The organism is Monashia sp. HAY1-5C (assembly GCF_056755255.1).
Map to the genome: position 1 here is coordinate 1 of NZ_JBPGXG010000898.1, position 229 is coordinate 229.

Genomic DNA, 229 nt, shown 5'->3' on the forward strand with positions numbered 1-229 from the left:
CCTCACCATCGCGACCCTGCCCGAGCAGCAGCAGTCCGGCGGCGGGCACGGCCTCGTCGTAGGCCTGGCCCGCCGGGGCATCGAGGAGCTGACCGGCTGGGCCCCGACGCAGCCGTTGTCCTGTCTCTTATACACATCTCCGAGCCCACGAGACGGAGCTACATCTGGTGTGTCGTTTTTTGCTTGGAAGAGGGGGGGGGGGGGGGGGGGGGGGGGGGGGGGGGGGGGG

The 229-nt window shown here is 71.6% G+C and carries 1 pseudogene; it reads left to right on the plus strand.

The features are described 5' to 3' along the window. Positions 1-229, plus strand: a pseudogene (locus ACR9ZK_RS23880) (hypothetical protein); the annotation flags it as partial.